Raw genomic sequence first — 21233 nt, 5'->3', positions numbered from 1 at the left:
CCTGTAAGAGCGAGGCTTGCCCGCGAAGGGGCCATCAAGACCGCTAAAAGCTTCGCGGGCAAGCCTCGCTCCTACGGGGATCGGTTACTTCTTCATGATTGATGTGAAGAGCTCCGACTCCAGAAAGCATTGCAACCAGGCCTGCAAACGCCGATAGGGCGTCTGCCCGAACCACTCGCGATCCACATGGGCGAACTGCCGCACGAACGGCATCAGTGCGACATCCGCCAGACTCGGATGCTCGGCAAGCAAGTAGTCGCGTCCCTCCAGCAACTCATCGAGCTTGCGCAAAAACACCTCGCCCTCGGCGCGATAAAACGTCATCGGCTGCTCGGGATACCGTTCGGCGTACTTGTAGCGATTCAGGTGCACCTTGAACACCTGATCGTTTTCTTCGATCAGCCAGGCGATGTGTTGCTGCCCGACAGGGTCATCCTTGAGCAACCAATCCTGCGGATCGTTCTGCGCCACAGCCCAGCGCATGATCGCCAGGCTTTCATCGATCACCTGACCGTCGACGCTCAGCACCGGCACCGTGCCTTTGCTCGACAGCGCGAGCATTTCGGCAGGCTTGGCCTTCAGGCTGACCTCGACAATGTTGACCGCAACCCCTGAATAGCGCAGGGCCATGCGTGCTCGCATCGCGTAGGGACAGCGGCGGAAGGAATACAGCGTATTCATTTCACCTCCAGGGTACTCAGACCGTTGCCCTGACGGCGGACCTGAATCTGCACCGGAATCCGTTCATGCATTTCCTGGACATGGGAAATCACCGCAACCTTGCGGCCCTGGGCCTGCAAGCCATCGAGGGCGTCCATGGCCAGTTGCAGGGATTCCGGATCAAGGCTGCCAAAGCCTTCGTCGATGAACAGCGATTCAATTTTCAGCGTGCTCGACGCCATCGATGCCAGGCCCAATGCCAATGCCAGCGATACCAGGAAGGTCTCGCCGCCGGAAAGCGAATGCACCGAACGCAGTTCATCACCCATCTCGGTGTCCATCACCAACAAGCCGAGCATGCTGCCGCCGCGTTTCAGTCGATAGCGCCGCACCAGTTGCCGCAACTGAACGTTGGCGTGATGCACCAGCAGGTCGAGGTTATAGGCTTGCGCGATCTTGCGGAAGGTGTCGCCAGTGGCTGAGCCGATCAGTGCATTCAAACGTGCCCAGCGCTGGTACTCGGTGTAGGCGTTGGCGATCTGCTGCGCGAGGGCCTGATTGGCGTTTTGCCGGCGCTGATCCTCGGCCTGTTCGGCGCGCAGTTCGGCACAACGGTGTTCGCTGGCGGCGGACAGGTTTTGCAACTCGGCAAGTGCCGTCGCCAGTTGTTCCGCTTCGAGGTTGCCGTTGTGCTGTGCCTGATGGTTGAACAAACGTTGATCCCGCTCCTGCAACAGCACCTTGAACTGTTCAATGGCTTTTTCGCTTTGCTGCAACTGCTGGCGCAACTCGCTGACCTGTTGGTCGTCGACGCTCAGCAGATCTTCCAGACCACCGTCATCCAGTTCCGGATGCAATGCGCGCCAGTCGGCAATCTTGCCGCTCAGCTCGCGATCTTCGGTTTCCAGTGCCTGCGAGCGGTCTTGCTGAGCCTTGAGCTCGGCGCCCAGTTGCACCCGCCGCGTGCGCACGGTTTGCAGTTCCTGATTGGCCGTTGTTTCGGCATTACGCGCCTGTTCAACGGCTTGATCCAGTTGTTGCTGCCACTGCTCGGCGCTGGTGTGTTTGCCGAGCAATTGCGTCATCTTTTGCTGGCAGGCCTGTTGCTGGTCGGCGAGGGCGGTGAACTGCTGTCGGGCCGTTTCCAAGTGCTGGACACGCGTGAGTTGGCGGTCCAGTTCTTTCTCCAGCGTCTGCTGCCGTTGTTGCTGTTCGCTGAGTTCATCGCGTTGCTGATCGAGTTGTTCCAGACGCTGGGCGATCTGCCGATCCAGTTGCATGAAGGTCGCGGCCGGTTCGTTGCGCAAGGCTTGCAGCGTATCGGCCGGGAGCAGGGTGCTGAACGCCGTCAACTCCTCGTCCAGGCGCTGGCGATCACTGCTCAACTCACGTTGCTGGTTGGCCAAGTGCTGGGACGCTTGCTGGCTCGCCGCTTCAGCGCTACGCAGTTGCTGTTGAAGGCGCGCGGCGTCCTGTTGCAGGGTGAGCAGGGCGGTTTGCCGTTGTTCGTCCTGGGTAATGCTTTGATTCAACTGGTTGCTTTGCTGCGCCAGCCAGGCATCGCGTTTGAGCGCATCCTGGGTTAGCAGCTGCGCAGACAACGGATGTGCTTCAAGGCTCGGCGCCAGGCGCTGCTGCTGGGTCGCGAGGTGTTCTTGCTGTTGCAGCAACTCCTTTTGCTGAGCAATCACGCCGCCCACTTCAGTGCGCAGGTCAGTGAGTTTTTCTTTCAACAGGTCGACGGCTTTCTGGGCGTTGGCCTGTTCGCTTTCATCGTGCCGGCCAAGGCTTTGCAGCAGTGCTTCGGGCTGATGATAGGGATGGTCGGGGCTGCCACAGACCGGGCATGGCTGATCGTCCTGTAACTGCTCGCGCAGTTCTTCGACGCTGGCACTGCGGGCCAGACGCTGGCGTTCCAGCAGATCGCGGGTGACGGTCAGCGTCTGTTCGGCCACGACCAATTCGTTCTTGGCTTTCACACCGTCCTGGGTCAGACGCTCACGTTCTTGCTGAGCGGTCAGCTGGCGCTGCTGGAGTTCGGACGCGCGTTTGTCCAGTTCCTGCTGACTGGCCCACAGTCGCGTCAGCTCTTCAAAGGCCCGCTGTTGCTTGCGGTTGTCTTGCAACAGGCTACCGAGAATCTGAATCTGCTCGGCCACCGCTTCCGGTTCTGCGCCGGCCTCTTTGTACAGCACTTCAAGGCTCTGGCGCTGGGTGGACAGATCCTCGGCAGCGCGAGCGGCGCTGTGTTCCAGGGCGGCCAGTTCGGCCTGGCCCTTGTTCAGGCGATTACCCACCAGCATCAGCTGTTGCAGGCGATCGCGGTAGGCGTTCCAGGCATTGCTCAGCGGCGCCAGAGGGGTGCTTTGCTCAAGCTCTGAGGCGATTCGTTCCAGGCGTGCAGCCACCTGCTTTTGTTGCTCAAGCAGGCCTTGAATCGTGTTCTGCCCTTGAGTACTGGCCAGTTCGGCTTGTTGCTTGAGGTCTGCACTCACACTGGCGTCTTTGACCAGCCGGGCGAGGGTGCTTTGCTCTTCAAACGCCTGTCGCAGCAGCGGAGCCTTTGCAGCGTGTTGGCTTTGGGCTTCGATCAACGCGGTCTGCGCAGCGCTCAAGCTCTGTTCGAGTTGCGCCTGACGCTCGTTCAACTCGGCTTGCTGCTGGGTGTGTTGCAGAATCCGCGCCGCCAGGGGTGTGAGCTGGGCCGTGAGTTCGGTTTTGCGGGCGAACTGGTGCCGTTGCGGGGCCAGTTGCTCCAGCCGGGTCAGCTTCAGGCGATCACCCGCCAGACCCTCCCAATGCTGCCGGGCGCTGGTCAGTTGCTCGGTGGCGCTCTGTTGCTCGTCCTGTAATTGACGCAGGTCCTTGAGCCAGGTGTGCTGCAATTCAAGCTGTTTGAGCTGCGCTTGCTGGGTCTTGAGTTGCTGCTGAGCCTCGTTGAAGCGCTCATCAAGCTCGGCCCGGGCTTCGGGTGATAGCGGCGTCACGCCCGTGGCCTGATCCTGCAACAGCTTGTGCGCTTCACGCGCTTCTTTGGCTTTGTCGAAGGCTCGGCGACCGAGGCGCGTGTAGAGCGCGGTGTCGGTGAGCTTTTCCAGCAATTCGCTGCGTTCGTTGTCGTTAGCCTTGAGGAACGCACTGAATTCGCTCTGCGCCAGCAGCACCGCGCGAGTAAATTGCTCGAAGTTCAGGCCCAGTACGGCTTCGAGCTGGGTTTTGAATTCGACTTTCTGACTGGCCAGCAGCTGATCCTGATCGATGTCGCGCAAACTCTGACGGCTGGCTTGCAGCTTGCCGCCGGCCTTTTCGCGAGCGCGATTAGCTTCCCAGCGCGCTCGGTAACGACGGCCGTCGATCCCGACGAAATCCACTTCGGCATACCCTTCGCCGGTCCCACGACGCAGCAATGTGCGCGGGTCGCCCGTGCCGATTTCGCCATCGGCATCCGGCGCTTTGGCAGACACTTGAGCGTTGCTTAGCCGCGGCACGGCGCCAAACAGTGCGAGGCATAAGGCGTCGAGCAAGGTGCTTTTGCCGGCGCCGGTCGGCCCGGTGATCGCGAACAGACCGGCGCTCGCCAGCGGTTCAGCGGTGAAGTCGATTTCAAAAGGCCCGGCCAATGAGGCGAGGTTTTTCAGGCGGATCGCGAGGATCTTCATGGGTGTTCGCTCTCCATCTGCACATCCTGCAACAGCTCGGCGAAGTCCTTCAGCGTTTGCTCGTCAACCTCGCTGCCGTAACTGTCCTGCCAGGCGCGACTGAACAATTCCTGAGGTGTGAGCTGGTCGAGTTCGATCAAGGTCGTGCCGTCATCGAGTCCGTCGCGGCTGCCGTTGCCAGCGTATTCAGCGGCGATCCGCACCAGGCGCACGGCTTTGCCTTGCAGGGCGGTTTCGACTTGATGCCGCAAGTCGGGTTGCGGCTCATCGAGACGCACCCGAACTTCCAGCCACGGCTGGCGCTGGATATCGGCCAGCAGGTCGCTGTTCGGCAGGTCGGCCAGTTGCAGCAGGATTTCCGCCAATGGCGCGGGACCGATGCGTTGCAGATTCACTGCTCGGGGGATCTGTTTGGGTTCGACGCTGACGAGGGTTTCGCCCTCGAGTTTGATGTCGAGAATCTGGTGCTGATAGCCAATCTCAGAGAACGACAACGGAATCGGTGAGCCGCTGTAGCGGATGCGTTCTTCACCGTTGACCTTCTGCGGCTTGTGCAAATGACCGAGGGCGACGTAACTGATGCTCGGCCCGAACAGGCTGGCGGGCAGCGCTTCGGCGTTGCCGATGATCAAGCTGCGCTCGGAGTCTTCCGAGACCGAACCACCGGCCATGTGCGCGTGGCTGATGGCGATCAGCGCCTGGCCTGGCTGGCGTTTGGCATTGGCCGCTTCGATCAGCCACTCGTGAACCTGACCGATACCGCGCAGGTAGTTGTCGCCCAAATGCGCGCCGGTCACTTCGGCCGGTCGCAGGAACGGCAGCGCCAGGCACCAGCCGGCAATGTCGCCGGTGGCATCGGGCAGAGGCAGCAATAGGCGTTCGGCGTCCAGTTGACCGTCATCAAGCCACAGGACACGGCCCAAAGCGTGGGTGCGCAAGCGTCGCATCAATGGCGCTGGCAGTTCGATGCGCGAGCCGGAGTCATGGTTGCCGGCGATCATCACGATGGTCAGTGAAGGCTGTTGTTCGTGGGCACTGACGATGAAATCGTAGAGACGTTCCTGGGCTTTGACGGGCGGGTTGACCGTGTCGAAGATATCGCCGGCGATCAGCAGCACATCAGGCTGGTCGAGCTTCAGCTGACGCAGCAGCCATTCGAGAAAACAGCCGTGTTCGAAATCGCGTTCCTGGCCGTGCAGGTTCTGCCCGAGGTGCCAGTCGGAGGTGTGAAACAGACGCAAGGCGAACTCCGTAGGAAATAAGGTAATGGCCGCGTGGGAAATGATGGCGGCTAAAGGGGAGGGAGTTTACTGGCAAAAGACCGGGGATGCTGAAAGCCTTGAAAGATTGCCTGTCGATTGGATGGGGCCTTAGTCATGTAGGTAGCAGGCCGAGGCGACGGATCGCAAGACGTTGGGTGATCGAATACAGCAGGCGGCGATTTTCTATCGCCGCTTTTGTTCCAGGTATCATTTGTGCAGGAACATTGCACCAATCAGCGAGGCTATGAGGGCAAGCAGAGCGCCCGCAAAAAATGCCATTCCATAGCCACCGCTTAACGCTGCAAGTGGTGCGAGACCGGTATCTATGAGGTAGTCACGATGATACGAAGCCAGACTGCTGATGATCGCCAAGCCCAAGGCTCCTCCCATCATGAAGGAGGTGTTGACAATACCTGACGCTAGGCCGGATTCACTGGGATCCACGTCGTTCATGGCGGCTACCAGTACCGGATTGAATGCCATTCCTGCACCAAATCCCAACAGAAGCATGCCTGGCAAGATATCGAATAGAAAATCACCGTTTCCGGGGGCTCTGGCCAGCAGCAGAAGGCCTCCGGCGGCAAGCGCGAGACCCAGGACCAGCGGGGGTTTGATGCCATAACGAATGATTAGCCTCGAGGACAGGCTCAATGAGCACACGGCCATCACCACGTTGGCGGGCAGAAATGCAAGTCCTACTTCAAGAGGGGTATAACCCAGAACCTGTTGAAGGTAGAGGGCGCAAAGAAAAAACCAGGCGAACATCGAGGTTGCCCAGAGGATACCGATCAGGTTGGCTGTACTCAGGTTCCGCAACCGGAACAGACGCAGGGGGACCAATGGCTCCTTCACGCGAACCTCTATCGCTAAAAACAGCATGAACAACGAGGCTGCCAGCGCCAGCAAGCCGATAGTCTCCGTGGATCCCCATCCGGCGCGATTGCCATTCATGATCGCATACACCGCCAGCATCAATGCGGCAATGATCGTGATGGCGCCGGCCACATCGAGCGAGCCTCTGTTGATTTTTTCGGCCGGCGGAAGTAACCGGTTGGTCAGGCCGAGAACGATGATCCCCAGAGGCAGGTTAACCAGGAAAATCGAATGCCAGTCATAGGTGTTGGTCAGGACTCCGCCCAACAACACACCGATGCTGCCGCCGCCGGCACACACGAAACTGTAGGCGCCGATGGCTTTCGCGCGTTCGATCGGGTCGGTGAACAAATGAACAATCAGCGACAGTGCTGTGGCGGTGACCAGTGCGCCACCGAGGCCTTGGAATCCCCGTGCTGCGACGAGGATCCATTGAGTCGAGGCCAGGCCGCAGGCCAATGACGCCAGCGTAAAGAGGCTGACCCCGCAGATAAAAAGGTTGCGTTGCCCATACAAGTCGCCTAAACGACCGCCTAGCAGCAAGAAGCCGCCAAACGTCAGTAAATACGCATTAATGATCCAGGCCAGCGAAACATCACTGAAGCCCAGTTCCAGTTTGATCGAGGGCAACGCGACGTTCACGATCGTGGTATCCAGCACAATCATTAATGTTGCCAGGCAGACAATCATTAATGCTTGCCAGCGTTTTTCACGATAAGCGTCCTGCTCCAGACTCAGCGGTAATGAGCTTGCGTTTATATCGTCCATAAAAAATATCCATGTGGAAAGTTGCTTGAGTGGGGGGTGCTGCGAAGTACTGGATTCATTGGTCGTTGTAGGGGTTTTCCGACAGTTATATCGATGAAATATCGCGGTTTTAAAACAAATTACACATGTGGAAAAATGGTTTTGCAGTGAATTTAGCGCATTATTTGATATTTGCAAGTCGGGTTGCTTTCTCCGCTTTTTGTGTTGTAGGCTCGTCGTCAATAGTTCACTCGTTAGAGAGTTTTTCTGTTCGTTGTATAGTTATAACTCATTGTATTTATGTGAATTTTAAGAGTTTATGGACTAGGCGTTTAATTGGGCGTCAAGAATGGCCGGGAGGGCCGATATACAATGAACAGGCTCGCGAGTTGCCATGAGGAACTTATATTCGATCGAATCGAGAAGAATCCGGATGATCCTGGTTGTACGCTGACATATGGATTCCTGCTTCATGGCGATATAGTGGCAAGTGTTCTGGATGATGCCCTGTGTATTTTGATATGTCGCGATTACCCAAGTGCATTGAGTACATTTGTTAGAAGAGAATCTGGTCTTCATGTTTATCCGGCGGCGATGCCGGAATATGTACTCGAATACGTCGAAAGTGCACCCCATGGTCACCCCGGCATTTTGCCCGCTTCTGCGGCGTTGCTCCCGGAAAACCGGCTGTTTCGCTTCACCCTGACGAAGATCTCGGAGCACGTTCACCATCTTCGGTTGACGTTCAGCCATCTGATTTTCGACGGGCAGTGCTACCGGATTTTTTGTACGTTGCTGACCCGACTTTACGGGCAAGGGTGTGTCCGGCCCCACCTGCTCAGTGACGCTCAACGTCCCCGGCGGTGTCGTCCCTGCGTGGCAGCCACTCAATCGGCCGACACGGTCGCCTTCTGGAAGGACCGGCTGAGCCGATACCCGCTCGGCCAGACGTTGTCGTTTCTCAAGGGGCGACATCGAGGCGAATCCCCCTTCGTGACGGTCAGACGATCGCTGACCGGGTCGTCCTATGTTGCCCTCCAGGCTTTTGTCGAAGCCTCAAACAGTACGTTGTTCAGGTTGATCGTGGCGGCGACGGCGGTCACGATCGCCCGCTACAGTGATGAGGACCTTGAAGGGGTCAGCATTACCCACACGCTCGACACTCGACAGCAACCCGATGCGCTGGGGTGCTTCACCAGCCTGGTGCCCTTGTGGATTCCACACCATCCGGATTGGTCGCCTCGCCAGTACCTGAGCCATGTGGATCGGGAGCGCAGAACCCTCAGGCCGCATCAGCAACTGGCACCCCAGATGTTGCTGGGGTTGGCGGATGAGCGCCTGAACCGCAATCGTCCGGTTCTGAACGTAGTGGTCAATCAGTCCGAGGGACTGTTGCCAAGCGTCTGCCCTGAGCTGGAAGGGCTCAAGGTCGAATTGATTGAAACGCCATCGACCGGGGGGCCATACGACTTGGGGGTGAGTTTCCATCACGATGCCAAGGGGCTGTCCCTGAGTGTCGACATCCCCCGCAGCCTTGCTACCGATGCCCTGGTCCACCAGTGGGCCGATAACCTCATGCAGGTGTTGAATCGCTTCGTGAGTGACGGCGATACCGCCATCGACGCCATCGAGTTTGCCCAACCCTTGCGCCCGGCGTCATGCGGCGATGCAATGGCGTTGACCGAGGCCGACAGTGTGGTTGCACGCTTCCGTGAACAGGTGCAATTGCGCCCCGAAAAAATCGCCGTGCAGTCGCCGCAACAGGTGCTGACGTATGCTCAATTGTCGGACCAGGCCCTGCATCTGGCCCGGCAGATTCAAGCGGTTGTCGAGGGAGCTGCGCTGCAGCACGGTATCGGCCTGATGCTGGGGCGCTCCTCCTGGATACCGGTGTCGATGCTCGCAGCATTGAAGCTTCAGGTTCCGTTTATCCCGCTGGACAGCGCGCTGCCGGAACAACGGCTGGACGCGATCATTGTCACGACGCGATTGGCGGTTGTGCTCAGCGACGGACAGGCGGATGTCGCGGGTTTACAGGCTCGCCATCCCGGCGTGCTGGTGATCGAGTTGCCTCACGTCGCCACGCTACTGTCGAGTGTCAGTGAGGAACCGCTTCGGGAGCGGGGCTGCGATCAGGCCTACATCCTGTTCACCTCAGGTTCGACCGGTGTGCCCAAGGGCGTCGCACCGACCCGGGACAACCTATCGAATTTTTTGATGGCCATGACGTTTGAGCCGGGGTTCTGCGAGGAAGACCATTTCCTTGCGTTGACGCCCATCAGCTTCGATATCTCAATTCTCGAACTGCTGCTGCCACTGGTCGTCGGCGGCACACTGGAAATTGTCGATGATGAGATTCGGCGCTCGGCGACGGCACTCGCCCGGCACATCAATGACTCTGCGGCCACGGTTGTTCAGGCCACTCCCGCCTCCTGGCGATTGCTCAAGAATGCCCGCTGGTCCTGTCCCCGCAGGCTGACGATTGTTTGCGGTGGGGAAGCGTTGACTGCTGATATCGCGCAGTTCCTGCTCCGGGACCGGCACCTGCTGTACAACGTGTATGGTCCTACGGAGGCAACGATCTGGGCTTCCTGCGCGCGCATTGAAGTTCCCGATGTCATTTACCTCGGCCGCCCAGTACTCAACAGCCGCTTTTATGTCGTTGACGAGCACCTGCAAACCGTCGCCAATGGCCAGGCAGGAGAGCTGCTGATCAGTGGTGCCAGCGTGGCTCCGGGTTACTTGAATGTCGACAGCCATAAGGCATTCATCGATGTAGCCGGCGTACAGGGCAAGGTCTACCGTACGGGTGATCGGGTCAGAAATTTCGGCGAGGGGCAGCTGGCGTATTTGGGGCGGGCCGATAGTCAGCTCAAACTCAATGGTCATCGGATCGAACTTGATGAAATCAACGTGCGTCTCGCGGCGTTGCTGGGGCCGGTGGAGGTGTTCACGGTCGTGCGTGCCGGCACCGTCCCTCACTTGTGCAGCTTTTACTGGTCCGGGCAGGTCGATGCAGTGGATGAGCCGCGCGTCCTGGCTGACCTGAAAAAAGCAGTGCCGCTTTACATGGTCCCGGCCGCTCTCTTGCGTTTAGAGGCGATCCCGCTTACCACAAGTGGCAAGGTCGATTTGCGGCGCCTGGCCAGCGAACCGCTGGCGCTGCTGAGCGTCCTGCCCTCTGGCGCAGTCACTCCTGTTTCAGCGCTGGCGCCATCAACCAACGAGTCTGAGGGCAGCGAGGCCAAAGTCCGGGCCATTATCCTTTCTTGTCTTGGGGTGGATGTCCATGATCGACAAATGCCTCTGGGATGGCTGGGGCTGAACTCGATTTCCTACAACCTGTTGTCTCAGGCGCTGTCCGATGAACTGGGGGTGAGTATCGCCCCCCATCGTTTCTATGCTCTCAACACGCTGGCTGCCATCAGCGAAGAGCTGTCGGACCGCGAGCCGCGAAACGGTGATGCCGACAGCCAGCAGGCGCGTGAGACACAGCCGCCAGCGACCCGAACTGAACAGGACGATCAGATCGCGATCATCGGTTATTCAGTATTGATGCCTGAAGACCTTGAGGCCCCGGGGTTCTGGCAGGCTTTGCTGGACAATCGAAACCTGATCTCCAGCACCTCGCGTCCCGGTTTTACCGCGCCGCTTCAGGCCGGGTTTCTGAAAAATATCAAGGCGTTCGATGCCCGGCTGTTTTCCATTTCACCGCTGGAAGCCAACTACATGGATCCGCGTCAGCGCCTGCTCTTGCAGACGAGCTGGCGCGCACTCGAAGACGCCGGCTATGCGCCGCAAGCCCTGGCCGGCAGTCGAACCGGCTGCTATATCGCAGGAACAGGCGCCGACTACGCCACTCTGCAGGCTAGGTTCTCCACGCCACCCAATCCGTACACCTTGCCCGGCAACTCGTTGAGTATTCTGGCCAATCGTCTGTCGAGTTTTTTCGACTGGCGCGGCCCGTCCTTCACCTTGGATACCGCCTGCTCAGGTTCGTTGAGTGCACTGGTCAAGGCGTGCCAGGATCTGGCTTCGGGTGTTTGTGAAGTTGCGCTGGCGGGCGGCATCAACCTGATTGCCGATGATCAGATTTCCCTGGGGCTACAGGCCGGCAACTTCATGTCGCCGCGTTTTCGTTGTGCCAGTTTCGATGAGTCTGCCGACGGCTATGTCCGAGCAGAAGGCGTGGGCTGTTTCTTGCTTAAACCCTTGCGTCAGGCCCGGCAGGATGGAGACGCCATTCATGGTGTGATACTGGCGCATGGTGAAAATCATGGCGGGCGGGCCAACTCCCTGACCGCGCCTAACCCGGCGGCTCAGGCGGCGCTGTTGACCCGTGTCTACAGTCCCGGGCTCGCAGCGCAAGTCAGTTACATCGAGACCCACGGCACCGGTACGTTGTTGGGCGATCCGATCGAAATTGATGCGCTCAAGGCAGCCTGGCGCGAACTGTGTCCGAACCAGCTTGAGCAGTCGGTCTGGCTCGGGGCCGTAAAGTCCAATATCGGTCATCTGGAGCCGGCCGCCGGGGCCGCCTCGCTGGCCAAAGTGCTGCTGGCCATGCAGCACAGCACCCTGACGGCGAACCATCACTTCAGTCGGTTGAATCCACTGATCAACCTTGAGCAGTCCCCGTTCTCGATCCTCACCCAAACACGGCCGTGGCCTTCGCCGCAGGTGGCGGGTATCAGTTCGTTCGGTTTCGGTGGCGCCAATGCTCATCTGGTCGTTGGCCAAGCGCCGCGCCGTGAGCGATGTGCCAATCTTCACGCCTGCTATCTGGTCACGTTGTCCGCTGCCAGCGACAAAGCCTTGCAGGCCATGCGTGAACAGCTCAAAGACTTTTTGACACACAAGTTGCAGACCGATCCGTCGCTCCTTGACCTGGAACAGGTTGCTTACACGTGCAATAGCGGTCGTGCTCAGGCGGAATTCAGATTGGCCTGGGTGGCCGGCAGTCTCGCAGATCTGGTGCAGCAACTGGCACTGCCGTCGGACTCATGGCGTGCGGCCGCTCAAGCCAATGGCGGCGCTGCTGCATCGCTGCGCGCAGACCTGCCCCGGCACGAAGCGTTGTCAGCCCTCAGAGAATGCTTCTTGCAGGGCGAGACACTGGATTGGGCGAGCGTGCATCGGGGCGAAAGCGGGCAGCGAGTGCATCTGCCGACTTATCGCTTCGACGAACGCGACTACTGGTTTGACCAAGTACGCCCAAACCGTGCCGCGCAGGAATCGGCAAGATGATCGGGGAGGGTATTTTTGCCCCTTTTATTCACGCCCGGGGCCACGCCGCGACGCTCTGTGTGCCGCCCCATCATCCGTGCTTTTCCGATCATCAGGTGCGCTCGATGCCGGTCTTGCCCGGCGTGAGTTACCTGGAGCTGGTCTTGAATGCCGCGAAGCTGCTCTTTCCGCATTACACGACAAGCACTTTGGAAGATTGCCTGTGGCTCAGGCCGTTTCTTGGCAACGTCCCGGCCCCGCGACTGAACATCGAGTTCAAGCCGGTCGGCGATGAGCGTCTGGCGTTTACCGTCGGTGACCAGGAACATACCTATGCACTGGGCTACCTCTGCGCCGAGCCCGCAAAAACGGACGTTCCTGCGCAGGGGCAACGTATTCGCGAGCAGTTGGGGCGGCACTTCAGCCGGTATTTCAGCCATCAGCAGGTGTACGCCGAATTCACGGGCATGGGGATCGACTACGGCCCGTTCTTCAAAAAGATCAGCGATGTGCGCATCCATGAGCAACAGTCCCTGGCGTTGCTTTCAAGGCAGGCCGGTGCCGGATTTTGCTTCAGTAATCTACTGGACTGCGCGTTTCAATCGGGCATGGCCATTTCCATTGGCACCGAGCGCGGCAGCCTGATGCCGTTTTCGCTCGGCACGCTGGTGCTGCATGCGCCCATCGACTTCAGTCACACGAATGAATACTGGGTCACTACCCAGAAAAACACTGAGTTTCGAACCGACATTTGCGTGCTCAGCCATGACGGCAGACCGCTGATTTCGGTTCGCGACCTGGGCGTCAAACCGTCTCTTCTGTAAAGCGCAGATCATATTCATATGGAGGTGAAACATGAGCCAGCCCGTTCTTCCGTTCTCCCAGGTTGCATCATTGATATACGCACCTCGGTGGCAGTGTTCGAAGCTTCAGCCCGACACTCGCTCCTGCATCGAGCGTGACATTCTGGTCGTGGTTCCGGCCAGGCAGGTCGCTACTTTCGAAGCGCTCAAGCAGTGGTTGCCCGATGCGCAGTCGCTGCTGCTCAATGCCGAAAACGTCGAGCGGATAGGGCGCCTGGTTGAGAGCGGTGCGGCTTCGCGCATTGTTTTCATGTCGGTCACGCCTTGGCGCGATGGCATCGATGATCAGGCGATAAAAGTCTTTCTACAGATGAACAAGCGGCTGGCCAAACTGGCGCATCTGCGGTTGGATATCGTGACGGTCAAGTCGATCGTCTCACCGGCTGCCGAAGCGCCAACCCATCCGGTCGACAGTGTCTACATCGGTCTGGGGCAGACGGCTGCCAAGGAATTCAGTGGCTGGGACGTACGCTGTTTCTCGTTGGCGGCGTTCACCCAGGACCATTTTCGAGCGGCCTTGCAGGGGCAATTCCCAGTCGAGAGCGGCCAACCGATCACCCTTGATGACCATCAGTGGTGGACACAGACCCTGGCCGCGCAATCGCTGGCACCGGTCGATTCAGCCAAGGGCTTTAAACAAGCTGGCACCTACCTGATATTCGGGGCTACCGGTGGTCTGGGGAGCATGCTGGCTCATTACCTGGCCAGTCGTTATCAGGCCCGTCTGATTCTCGTCGGTCGTCGCGCCAGCGCCAATGAACTGCTCGCTGATCTGCGCCCCTTGGCCGCCAGTGTGGTGTATGAACAGGCCGACCTGGCTGATGCGGCCGCGGTCGCGGCACTGTTGGCGCGTTATCCCGAGATAGACGGGATCATTCATTCAGCGCTGGTGCTCGATGATGCGGTGCTGAGCAACATGACCGAACAGGCGTTGATGCGTGTGCTGGAGCCGAAGTTGCACGGCATGGTCAATCTGTTGAATGCAGTCCGTGGGCGGGACTTCGATTTCGTCCTGCTGTTTTCCTCGATCCAGTCCTACATTGCCAACGCCGGTCAGGCCAACTACACGGCGGCCTGTGTCAGCAAGGACGCGCTGGGTGGATTGCTGCGTGACGTACTGATGGTCAACACCAAAGTCATCAACTGGGGGTATTGGGGGTCTATCGGCATTGTGGCCTCGCCCCTCTACCGTGAACGGATGCAAAAGCTGCAGATCGGTTCGATCGAGGCGCCGGAGGGGCTGGCGATCATCGAAGCGTTGCTGCACAGCGCCGTTCCCCAGATCAGTGTGGTCAAGGCGTCGCCGCAAGCGTTGGAACGGCTGCGTATAAGCCCTCATCCGGAGGCTGGGATAGAGACCCCAGTGAACGCTGCGCAATCGCTGTTGGCTGCAGTCGTTCCGGCCTTTGATCCCGACAGTGAGAGCGTGCGCCGCAATATTGGTTTGTCCCTGGGACTGCAAAATTACGCACGTGCCCGCCTGGCGCAGACCACGATTCCAGCGGTTACAGTACCCCGACACGCCAAACTGGTGGCTGCCATCAACGCCATTGCACAGAGCCACGGCCCCAGTCGTGAGCAACTGTTGAGCGAGTTTCCGGAAAGCGCCGGACATGTCGCGTTGCTCGACGCTTGCCTGGCGCGCTATCCACAAATACTCAGCGGAGAAATTGACCCGCTGACTGTGCTGTTTCCTGAAGGAAGTTTCGCGCTGGTCGAGCCGGTGTACCGGGACAATCCCCTGGCGGATTATTTCAACAACATCGTGGCACAGGTCGTCGACAGGTTTGCCCGTCAACAAGCACGACCCTTGCAGTTGCTTGAAGTGGGTGCCGGCACCGGCAGTACCTGTCAATTCGTGCTCCCGGTATTGCAAGGGAAGGAGGCTACTTACACCTTCACTGACCTGTCCCATGCTTTTTTGAACAAGGCGCGCAGCCGTTTTTCCGAGTACGGATTCGTGCGTTACGAGCTCTGCGATATCGCGCGGCCGACCACCAGCGATCAGCGTTACGACGTCATCATCGCGACGAACGTCATCCATGCGACCGCCGATCTCCCGGCAACCCTGGCCAATGTGCGTGATCGGCTGGCGCCCGGAGGCATTTTCATCCTCAATGAAATAACGTCCTGCCAGGACTACGCCACGCTGACCTTTGGCCTGACAGAAGGCTGGTGGTTGAGTGTTGATCCTTACCGGATCCCCAACAGCCCGCTGGTGGCTGCCGCGACCTGGCAATCGTTGCTCAGCGATGCCGGATTCAGCGCAACGATCGGCCACGGTTCCGAGGATCAGCAAGTGATCGTTGCCAGGCTTGACGCCTCTGCCAATGCGTCTGCGGCAGTGTCCGGCGCCACCCCGAACGTTGGCGCCGCGGGTGATTCCCAGACGCCGGTCGAGCACTGGGTACGCCGGGTGATCGCTGATGTGCTGCACGCCTTTGAAGACGAAATCGATGTTGACCAGCCTTTCAACGAGTACGGCGTTGATTCGTTGATTGCGATGGAGTTGCTCAAACCTTTCAAGGAAAGCCTTGGGTACTTGCCGGCCACCGTATTGTTCGAACATCCCACCATCGCGCGTCTGACACGGTACTTCCTGACGGAGTTCGGCGAGGTGGTGCAGCGCGCGGCCGGCGCCATGCCGCCGCTCGCCGCTGGTACACAGCAACTGCCAGCCGCAGTAACGCCGACAGCGCCACCGTCGCTCGCGCCAGCCGTCACTGTCGGCGCAGCGGCGCCAACCTCGCTGCGGCCGGCCTGCGCGCTCCTGCGTCAGGTGATAGCCGAGACCATGTTGATGGAGCCTGATGAGCTGGAGGACACGGTGCCGTTCAAGGAATACGGCATCGATTCGATCATTTCTCTGGAGTTGCTTAAACCGTTGCGTGAGCGTTTTGGCTACTTGCCGGCGACATTGCTGTTCGAATACCCCACAGTCGACCGGTTGGCGACTTACCTGGAGCAGCAATACCCCGATGCCGTCGGGCCGCAGGCTTCAGAGCCTGCAATGGTGGCCAACGAATCACTGCGCGAACCCGCGCAAACGTCCTCCGCCGGCGCCGGCATGGACGCTGCGTCGCCGGCGCGCGCCGATGATCTGGCGGTCGTCGGTGTGGCGGGACAGTTTCCCGATGCCGATGATGTGCAGGGGTTCTGGGCCAGTTTGCAGGCTGGGCGCCAGTGCACCGCTTCTATTCCTGGCCAGCGCTGGCCGCTGGAAGGCTTTGAGAACCCGCGCAGTCCGCTTGAAGGAGGGAGCTACACCTCGATCGGTGGATTTGTGCGGGATGTCGACGCGTTCGATCACCAGTTTTTCAATATCACGCCGCTTGAAGCGCAGCGGATGGACCCCCAGGAGCGCCTGTTTTTGCAGAACGCTTATCAGACGTTCGCCGATGCCGGTTATCGGCGCGGTGATCTGAAGGGCAGTGAAACCGGCGTCTTCGTCGGGGTGATGAATGGCGGTTATGCCTGGCATCGGCCCGAAGAACCGACAGATCCGACGCCGACGTCGCTGTTCTGGTCCATTGCCAATCGTGTCTCCTACCTGTTCGATCTCAAGGGGCCGAGCATGGCCATCGACACCGCCTGTTCGGCGTCGTTGACCGCGCTGCACTTGGCGTGTCAGGCGGTGCGCAACGGCGACTGCACCCAGGCGCTGGTCGGTGGGGTCAACTTGATCGTTAACCCACGTCATTACGAGCAGCTCTGCAGCCTGCACATGCTGTCGCGCTCGGGCACCTGCAGCCCGTTCGGCTCAGCGGCGGACGGTTTCGTTGACGGCGAAGGCATCTGCTCGATCCTGATCAAGCCCTATGCCGATGCGATCCGCGCAAATGACCGTATCTATGGTGTGATTCGCGGGACTGCCATTAATGCCGGTGGCCAATCCAACGGTTACTCGGCCCCCAACCCGGAAGCGCAATCGCGGGTTGTCGGCAAAGCCCTTGAACGTGCCGGGTTGACGCCCGCCGATATCCATTTTGTCGAAGCTCACGGCACCGGCACCGAATTGGGCGACCCGATCGAGATCCGTGGCCTGAGCACCGTGTTCAAAGGGGTGGCACCAGGCTCAGTCGCCATCGGTTCGGTCAAAGGTAACGTCGGGCACCTGGAGTCGGCGGCGGGGATGACCGGCGTCATCAAGGTCCTCAAACAGTTGCAGGCTCGTACGTTGGCCCCCTCGATCAATGCGCAGCAGATCAACCCATTGCTGAATCTTGCCGACACGCCGTTTTACCTGGTTCAGCAATCCCAGGCCTTGCCGGCCAACGGAACCTTGTACGGCTCTGTCAGTTCTTTTGGCGCGGGCGGGGCCAATGCCCACGCGGTGTTGCAGTCGGTGCCGGCGCCGGTGGCACAGCCGACGACCGAGGTGAACATCGCGCTTTTGTCGGCGCGTACCGAGGCGGGTTTACAACGTCAAATCGACGCTCTGCACGACTGGCTGGAGCAGCACGATCCGTCGCTCACCGCCATCAGCTACACCCTGTGTTGTGCGCGGGAACACTTCTCCCATCGCCAGGGGTACGTGTTCTCAAGCAAGGCGCAGTTGTTGAGCCTGCTGCGTGAAGATTTGCAGCAGCGTGCGCCTGCGGTTGCCGATCCGGTCAATGCACCATCGATTGCTCAAGCGCTGGCCGGCAGCGGTCGGCTGCAGGCGGCTCAGGCCGCCGAACTGGTCTTGGCGTTCAGGGCGGGGCAGGACATTGCATGGTCCGCATTCTTTCCCCTGCGCGAGGTCATCTCACTGCCCGGTTATCCGTTCGAGAAAACCCGGTCGTGGGTCAAGTCGACACAAAGTGCATTCCATCACGCCAATGATCTGGTACGCCAACACTCGATTCTTGGCACTGAGATCGCACCGGCCGCGTGGGCTCTCGCGCACTGCCTGGAGAACCGCCGCGACGTGACCTTGAAGGCCGTGATATGGCGCAGTGTCATTCGTGACTTGGATGATGTGCTGCTGGGCATCAACGGTGAGCGATTCGAATTGCGCTCCCTGGATCACGCACAGATTTACTGCGAAGGGCTGTTGCAACCTGCTGTCGAAAACACGGTGGTGAACTGGCCGGCTCCCGAACCCTCGTCGACCTTTCTCGGGCATCAGGAGATTTACCGGCAGTTCACTCGGCTGGGTTACCAGTACGGCGAGGATCTGCGACCTCTGCGTTGGGCAAAGGTGGCGCAGACCAGTGTCAGGACATTGCTCGATGCAGGACGCGACTGGGGTTACCGGATATCGCCGGCACTGCTCGATGGCGGCCTGCAAACCGCCATTTTGATCCCGCAATTGCGGGGTCTTGGCGCGGACGAACTGCTGGTGCCTTACCACTTGGGAGAATGTCGGGTGTTGCGCATTCCGGAGCATGAAGCGGTGTTCTGCCACTGCGTCATGCGCCCGGCGCAGGCCAGTGATCGATCGGTGACCTTTGATTTGCTCTTCAGTGACGGCCAGGGCCGACCCCTGATTGTCATGCGTGAGCTGACGTCGGTGGTGGTGCATAAAAGTGCATTGAAAACTGAGCGGCCCACGGGCATCGACCGCGACATTTCGGCGGCTCACAGACCGTCGCGGATCGTGGCCTTCGACCTGGACTAAGAGAGGAACGCTCATGTTGATAGGTATGTTTCCCGGCCAGGGATCACAGTTCCCTGGTATGGGGCGGGAGTTGTTCGCCCGCTATGCGCTGCAATGCGAAATCGCCGACGACATTCTCGGTTATTCAATAACCGCCTTGTGCAAGGGTGAAGACTCCCCGCGCATGAACTCGACGGCTTACACCCAACCGGCGATTTTTTTCGTCAGTTGCCTGGCCTGGCTTGAACGTCAACAGCAAGCCGGTGACCTGCCGCAACTGTTGATCGGCCACAGTCTGGGCTTGTATGCCGCGTTGTTCGGCGCCGGGGCTTTTGACCTGGCGACCGGCCTGCGGCTGGTGGCCAAGCGGGGGGAGTTGATGGCGGATGTGCAGGGTGGGGCGATGGCGGCGATCATTGGCGAGAACGTCGAACGGCTACCCGAGTTGCTGCTTGAACATCAATTTCATCAAATTGATATCGCCAACTACAACAGCCCGGTGCAGGCAGTGATCAGTGGTAAGTCCGAGAATATCGACGCGGCGTGCAAAGCGCTGGAACAGCACAGCCTGCGTTGTGTGCGGCTTCCCGTCAGCGGAGCTTTTCATTCCCGCTACATGGAACCGGCCCGGCTGAGCTATGTCGCGTTCCTGCAACAACAGACCCTGGGTTCTCCCGGCACACAGGTTATTTCCAGCACCAGTGGCGAGCGTCTCGGGGAGGCGCACTTGCTGGAAGAAATGGGCTTGCAGCTTATTCGTCCGGTGCGCTGGACCCAAAGCATTCGAGCCTTGTGTTCACGCTTTGACGAGATTGCTTTCGAGGAAGTCGGACCGGGCCAGGTCTTGACCCGCCTTAACGCTCAATTGCTTGCGCACAACTGAACTGCGCTTACAGACACGGACGAGGTCGATATGAAACGCGAAAGGATTGCAATTATTGGCGGCGGCGCGGCAGGTACGACAGCCGCCTGGCAGCTGCGCACACTGCACGATGTCACACTGTTCGAGGCCGGACCGCGCTTGGGCGGCCATGCCTATACCCACCATTTCAGTGTGGGTGAGGACACGCTTCACGTGGACATGGGGGTGGAGTATTTCAACGAGCGCCTGGCCCCTAACCTGTTCGCGATGTTGCAGCAATTGGGCATCGATACCTACATCGCGCCCATGTCGTTTCGCGCGGCATTTCCTGGGGTTGACAATGCCTGGAGCAATCTCCATGGCCGGGGGCGACTGCGGGGTGAACTGGCCGATGAGATCGACCGTTTTCATCTGGACATGACCCAGGTGCTCAGCGGCGGTGATCCGCGTTACAAGAAACTCAACATTGGCGAGTTCCTGACCGAGCGCAACTACTCCGAAGCCTTCAGGCAACAGGCGCTGCTGCCCTTGTTGACGACGTTTTCCGGGTGCAATGCGCCTTCGCTGGAATACACACTCATGTACGTGGCGATCTCGTTCAACATGAGTCTGTTGTCGTTTTTTACGCCGGGCGTCTGGCGTAAAGCCAAGGGCGGCATCGATGGTTATTTGCTGCTGCTCGGCGAGTTACTGGGCGCGCGGGTGCGCCTTGCGTGCCCGATACGGCAAGTGCGCAAGGACACCGGTCGCGGCTGGCTGGTCGAGACCGAACAAGGCGACATTGAACAGTTCGATAGTGTGGTATTTGCCACGCACGCCGATGTCACCCTTAAGTTGCTTGAAGCTCCGACCGTCGAGCAACGGGACATTCTTTCGCGTTTCGACTATGTCCCGACCCGCAGTGTGCTGCACACCGACGAACAGGTGCTGGTCGAAGGCGGGCGCGGTGAGTACTGCGAGTTTTCCCGACCTTCAGGCCTCGAGGGCACGGACCACGGGCAATTGACGCGAATCAATAATGCCCTGGCGCCCTATGCCCATGTGCGTGAACCGGTGCTGGTGACGTTCGACCCCAAACAGGCGATCGCCCCTGATCGGCAGGTTCATGAACAGCACTGGAAGTTGCCGAAGCTGCGTCCGATCGACTTCTACCAGAAATCGCGCTATCGACGCATTCAAGGGCTTGGAAAGCTCTGGTATTGCGGCACCGACACCTCACTGACCGGCCACGAAGGGGCGGTAGTGTCGGGTATGGTCATTGCCCACCGATTGGGTGCCGACCATCCTTATGCCGACAACAACCTGGCCACCATTCAGTTCAATGTCATCAAGGACCTGATGGGGGTACACCGACCCTCCGAACGCTTCAAGGCGACATTGGGCAGCCTCTTGTTCGCTGCCGCCAAAGGCACCTCGCTGCACAAAAGCCAGTCTCATAAGTTCATCAAGGACGTCATCGTTTAAGCCGACCCAGGGCTTGGCGAACACATCATCTGA

At 59.4% G+C, this 21233-nt stretch carries 9 protein-coding genes; 5 read left to right on the top strand and 4 right to left on the bottom strand.

The window, feature by feature from the left end:
• Positions 1-84 precede the first annotated feature (84 nt).
• From ACYZT0_RS12545 to ACYZT0_RS12530, 4 genes are all read right to left on the bottom strand, one after another.
• A complete protein-coding gene (locus ACYZT0_RS12545; RefSeq protein ID WP_462046107.1) occupies positions 85-681 on the bottom strand; it encodes a glutathione S-transferase in 597 nt (198 codons plus the stop codon).
• Positions 678-4319, bottom strand: a complete 3642-nt coding sequence (locus ACYZT0_RS12540; RefSeq protein ID WP_462046106.1) for an AAA family ATPase — start codon at positions 4317-4319, stop codon at positions 678-680. The genes ACYZT0_RS12545 and ACYZT0_RS12540 overlap by 4 nt, the downstream gene beginning before the upstream one ends.
• Entirely contained in the window at positions 4316-5560 is a 1245-nt protein-coding gene (locus ACYZT0_RS12535; protein ID WP_462046105.1) for an exonuclease SbcCD subunit D C-terminal domain-containing protein, read from the bottom strand. The genes ACYZT0_RS12540 and ACYZT0_RS12535 overlap by 4 nt, the downstream gene beginning before the upstream one ends.
• 228 nt (positions 5561-5788) lie before the next feature.
• Positions 5789-7222, bottom strand: coding sequence for an MFS transporter (locus ACYZT0_RS12530; RefSeq protein WP_462046104.1), 1434 nt, complete (start codon positions 7220-7222; stop codon positions 5789-5791).
• Between the two features lie 351 nt (positions 7223-7573).
• On the opposite strand from ACYZT0_RS12530, the gene ACYZT0_RS12525 reads away from it, so the two are divergent.
• The 5 genes from ACYZT0_RS12525 to ACYZT0_RS12505 are packed head-to-tail and all read left to right on the top strand — an operon-like array spanning position 7574 to position 21200.
• Positions 7574-12448: a beta-ketoacyl synthase N-terminal-like domain-containing protein gene (locus ACYZT0_RS12525; RefSeq protein ID WP_462046103.1), complete on the top strand. Its 4875-nt coding sequence runs from the start codon at positions 7574-7576 to the stop codon at positions 12446-12448.
• Positions 12445-13251 carry a polyketide synthase dehydratase domain-containing protein gene (locus ACYZT0_RS12520; RefSeq protein WP_462046102.1) on the top strand — a complete coding sequence of 269 codons (807 nt, stop codon included), beginning with the start codon at positions 12445-12447 and terminating at the stop codon, positions 13249-13251. The genes ACYZT0_RS12525 and ACYZT0_RS12520 overlap by 4 nt, the downstream gene beginning before the upstream one ends.
• A gap of 31 nt (positions 13252-13282) precedes the next feature.
• Positions 13283-18895 (top strand): SDR family NAD(P)-dependent oxidoreductase, encoded by a 5613-nt coding sequence (locus ACYZT0_RS12515; protein WP_462046101.1) that lies wholly within the window; start codon positions 13283-13285, stop codon positions 18893-18895.
• A gap of 13 nt (positions 18896-18908) precedes the next feature.
• Positions 18909-19757 (top strand): ACP S-malonyltransferase, encoded by an 849-nt coding sequence (locus tag ACYZT0_RS12510; RefSeq protein WP_462046100.1) that lies wholly within the window; start codon positions 18909-18911, stop codon positions 19755-19757.
• Positions 19758-19787: 30 nt separating this feature from the next.
• Entirely contained in the window at positions 19788-21200 is a 1413-nt protein-coding gene (locus tag ACYZT0_RS12505; RefSeq protein WP_462046099.1) for an FAD-dependent oxidoreductase, read from the top strand.
• The last annotated feature ends 33 nt before the right edge of the window (positions 21201-21233 follow it).

The sequence above is a fragment of the Pseudomonas sp. ZS1P83 genome (assembly GCF_054897825.1).
The sequence above is the reverse complement of the archived record's forward strand: the minus strand, read 5'-3'. Positions and strand labels throughout refer to the sequence as shown.

Bases quoted from the DNA above. Each gene is read 5' to 3' on its own strand.
- ACYZT0_RS12530 (WP_462046104.1), bottom strand. From the start codon at position 7,222: ATGGACGATATAAACGCAAGCTCATTACCGCTGAGTCTGGAGCAGGAC.
- ACYZT0_RS12525 (WP_462046103.1), top strand. From the start codon at position 7,574: ATGAACAGGCTCGCGAGTTGCCATGAGGAACTTATATTCGATCGAATC.
- ACYZT0_RS12540 (WP_462046106.1), bottom strand. From the start codon at position 4,319: ATGAAGATCCTCGCGATCCGCCTGAAAAACCTCGCCTCATTGGCCGGG.
- ACYZT0_RS12520 (WP_462046102.1), top strand. From the start codon at position 12,445: ATGATCGGGGAGGGTATTTTTGCCCCTTTTATTCACGCCCGGGGCCAC.
- ACYZT0_RS12510 (WP_462046100.1), top strand. From the start codon at position 18,909: ATGTTGATAGGTATGTTTCCCGGCCAGGGATCACAGTTCCCTGGTATG.
- ACYZT0_RS12545 (WP_462046107.1), bottom strand. From the start codon at position 681: ATGAATACGCTGTATTCCTTCCGCCGCTGTCCCTACGCGATGCGAGCA.
- ACYZT0_RS12505 (WP_462046099.1), top strand. From the start codon at position 19,788: ATGAAACGCGAAAGGATTGCAATTATTGGCGGCGGCGCGGCAGGTACG.
- ACYZT0_RS12515 (WP_462046101.1), top strand. From the start codon at position 13,283: ATGAGCCAGCCCGTTCTTCCGTTCTCCCAGGTTGCATCATTGATATAC.